The organism is Corynebacterium sp. HMSC22B11 (assembly GCF_001815965.1).
GTDB lineage: Bacteria > Actinomycetota > Actinomycetes > Mycobacteriales > Mycobacteriaceae > Corynebacterium.
The window spans coordinates 17684-20950 of sequence record NZ_KV823498.1 but is presented as its reverse complement, the minus strand read 5'-3'; the positions used below and the strand labels follow the sequence as shown (position 1 = coordinate 20950).

Sequence of the window (3267 nt, the reverse complement as noted above, 5' to 3'; positions counted from 1 at the left end):
GCCGAGCCAGACACACATTTTGACCCTTAACCCTAATATCCCCCATAAAATTCAGTAACCCCGGCGATATGCGTCTAAAACGCAGGGATCTCTCCGGGGCTTTCATAAAGAACCGTAGCATTTGTGCCCATGGATTCCAACAACAATCTAACGAGCGATCTCGACAAGTGGTTCTCGCCTGCGCGGATGAGCACCTATGCCCACCACCCGGACCCTGAAGCTCTCTATCTCTGGAATACTCATGTCACCAAGGCTTTCCTGGAGGACCTCCAGCATGTCGAGGTGCTGCTACGAAACTGCGTAGACACCGCAGTCGCTCCGCGCTACGGGGCCAGGTGGTACACCAACCCGGCCATTCCGTTCGTAAAACCGGCCAAGAGGGCCATCAGGAAAGCAGAACAACGTGCCCGTACACGAAGAGAACCAACCCCACCGCCGGGGCGGGTCATCGCCGAACTCAGCTTCGATTTTTGGGCCTACCTGTTCACCAAGACCTACGCCTCGACCCTCTGGCCGCTAGTTCGTAAAGCTTTGATCGGCACACCGACACCTATCACTGACGGAAGCAAGCCTGGTGTCTTCGTCCCCAATCTCAACGAATTCAGATGTGAAGTCGATGTGGTCTACAAACTGCGTAATCGGTGTGCCCATCATGAGCCGATCATCAGACAGAACCGGCAGGACGAAAACGAAGATTTCGATCGAGCACAGCTAGCCATAGAGAAGTTGTCTACCTGGATTGACCCCTCTGCGGCGCAATGGATAGCCACCAACTCCAGACTCCCAGAATTACGGACTAGCAGGCCGTAGCTCAAGGTATGGGTTCACCATCGCGGGTAATGAGGCTGTGTTCGTAGGTTTGTGTCTGAACCCTGGTCCGAGTCTGTCAGACCATGTGCAGGGCGCAGACCCGCAGGCCCGCGCCCAGAGAGCCTCGAATCCTTAAGGCAGGGACTCGACGAACTCCGGCAGCCAGTCAGTGATCATGCGGCCGGTGAGGAACGGAGTCTCCTCGGAGACGTACTTGCGGGCCTCGGTGTAACGCATCGTGCGCATCAGGTCCACGACCTCACCGCCCGCGGCGTCGGAGTAAAAGTCCTCACCGGGCAGGGTGCGGCGGTCGACACCACCACCGCCCAGGGCAAATTGGTGTTCGGGATCTTCGCCGCACTGGCCGAATTTGAGGGGGAGTTTATCTCCGAGCGGACGAAGGCCGGCCTGGAATTCGCCCGGGCCCGCGGGCGCAAGGGGGGTCGGCCGTTTAGGATGACCCCGGCGAAGGTGCGCCTTGCCAGGGCCTCGATGGGCCAACCCGAGACCAACGTTGCAGCCTTGTGCAAGGAACTCGGGGTCACCCGCCAGACCCTCTACCGGCAGGTCTCTCCCACTGGGGAGCTGCGCAAGGATGGGCAAAAACTGCTTGCTGGCAGCTGAAGCTCTGCTCTCATGCGAGGGCACTGCGGTATTTCCGAGGTCGCTCCGAGCGATATCAGCGGATAAAACCATAGACAAACCGGAAACTACCCCCAATGTTGGGCGCTAAAGGGACATTTCCACTTTATCGATGGAGGAAATTCGCAAGCCATGTCACGATAAGCGAGGTGGCTTTCACGTTCGTTTCCCTCGCCCATTAAGGGGTAGATCCCAGCCATCTAGGCACATTGCCTGGCTTGAGTTTCGGAACATCTAACAGGACGGTTCGGAATATGTTTAAGAAAACGTTAGTTGCCTGCACTACTGCACTTGTGGCTATGTTCTCGTTTTCCCCGGCCACATTTGCTAATGAATCGCTCGGTATGGATCTAGTGGCGGTGAAATGCAACGTTCATAAGATATGGTCCGTTCCTTCGCCGCACAACTATGATGGAGCGACGGTAGTTGTTCATGGGTATGGGGAGCTTTCTGCCGAGAGCCGCGCAGGTGAGTTTGTGCCCGCCGGTCATTATTACCGACACTGTAAGGCGTGGCCCGCTTCTAAATATCCCACAGAGGACATTTTCATGGCTGCAAGGTAGTTTGCACCTTATGGGACATAAAGCTGTTTTTCTTACCTATTTCGTCGTAGAGTCGGAAAAAATATCCAGCGCATATGAGAACTTCGCAGAGCGAGTGATGAGGATGAAGTCTCTCACGGGAGTGGAGATATTTTCATCCTCAAAGCAGCCTGCACCGCACGAAAACGAGAGCTTACGGGAGGTGCTCCTATCCCAGTACGAGGTGGAACACGAAGGAAACAGGAACGATAGCCAACGCTTGTGGTTATTAGTGACAGTGGTAGAAGTCGATGATATTGCAATGCTTGAAGAGGTGTCCGAGCTCTTACTAATGGATGACTCTGATGTGCTCGTGGATCAATACCCAAGTTTTGTCACCTACATTGAGCAAGTGGATTCTAACCCTCATTTCTCACAGGGCATCTAGCTAGGAAGAAAAACCTGCCGGTTTCGCCCGAGGCGTTGGGAACCCCACGGGCAGAACCTGTGCAGACGACTTCTGAAACTGAGACTGTCCCATTAGGGTATGCCAAATGAGACACTTTCGAGTTACAGGAAAAGCTGTTGCTCTAGGGCTGGATTATGGCCAAAGGGACGGGTCTGTCGCTACCGCTCGAGCTAAATGAACACGAGCACGTTGTCACGGCTTCGTAGAGTTCGTTTCGCGAGCGCATCTAGCATAAAGCTCGGTTAGAACATACCGATCTAAGGAACAAGACTAGGTTTATTAACCCGGCTGCTAAGCATGGATAATCAGTATCGTTACTGAGCAGTGTTCCCGGTGTAATCGCTAAGAGTATTAGGCACTCGGGGTATCGCGTTCGTCAGGAAGAAAGAATGACGTAACGAGCGCAATGGTTTGGAAACCTATAAAGAAGAATATTGCCCACGCTCCATTCTTCAGTCCTTCATCGAAGATGAGGGGAAGTACGGCTAAAGCGAGTGTAGCCACGATGGATGCTCTCAAAAAGTTCTTCGGCGAGATGCGCTTACTACCGCGGCTAAACCTGACAAGGGCATAGTTGATTGCTATGAGCACAAAAGAAAAAATGACTCCGAGCACAATCCCAGGAAAAGCTGTCATTGTTGTCCAACCTCAAACTTCAATCTAAGCCCTGCTGCGTCCACTAACGCCGGTTATGGATTTCTAGAAACACCAACGCCCCCAGGCCTCCAACGTGGAAGGTTCGGGGGCGTTGGCTCGCGCAGACCCGCAGGCCTGCGCCCAGAGAGCCGAACCCTTAAGGCAGGGACTCGACGAACTCCGGCAGCC

Annotated in this window: 4 protein-coding genes and 1 pseudogene; 3 read left to right on the top strand and 2 right to left on the bottom strand. The window is 54.1% G+C overall.

Translation table 11 applies throughout. The features are described 5' to 3' along the window. Positions 1-129: 129 nt before the first annotated feature. Entirely contained in the window at positions 130-810 is a 681-nt protein-coding gene (locus HMPREF3088_RS05525) for an Abi family protein (RefSeq protein ID WP_070758799.1), read from the top strand. A gap of 132 nt (positions 811-942) precedes the next feature. Here the strand turns inward: HMPREF3088_RS05525 and HMPREF3088_RS10560 are convergent, their stop codons facing one another. Next, positions 943-1047, bottom strand: a complete 105-nt coding sequence (locus HMPREF3088_RS10560; protein WP_371441305.1) for a hypothetical protein — start codon at positions 1045-1047, stop codon at positions 943-945. Positions 1048-1053: 6 nt separating this feature from the next. Between HMPREF3088_RS10560 and HMPREF3088_RS10180 the strand changes: the two are divergent. Together HMPREF3088_RS10180 and HMPREF3088_RS05515 are read left to right on the top strand one after the other, a co-directional pair. Continuing rightward, positions 1054-1434: pseudogene (locus HMPREF3088_RS10180) on the top strand (recombinase family protein); the annotation flags it as partial. A gap of 591 nt (positions 1435-2025) precedes the next feature. Continuing rightward, positions 2026-2421: a hypothetical protein gene (locus HMPREF3088_RS05515; protein WP_070758797.1), complete on the top strand. Its 396-nt coding sequence runs from the start codon at positions 2026-2028 to the stop codon at positions 2419-2421. Between the two features lie 372 nt (positions 2422-2793). Here the strand turns inward: HMPREF3088_RS05515 and HMPREF3088_RS05510 are convergent, their stop codons facing one another. After that, complete coding sequence (locus HMPREF3088_RS05510) at positions 2794-3078, bottom strand: hypothetical protein (protein WP_070758796.1); 285 nt, start codon at positions 3076-3078, stop codon at positions 2794-2796. Positions 3079-3267 lie beyond the last annotated feature (189 nt).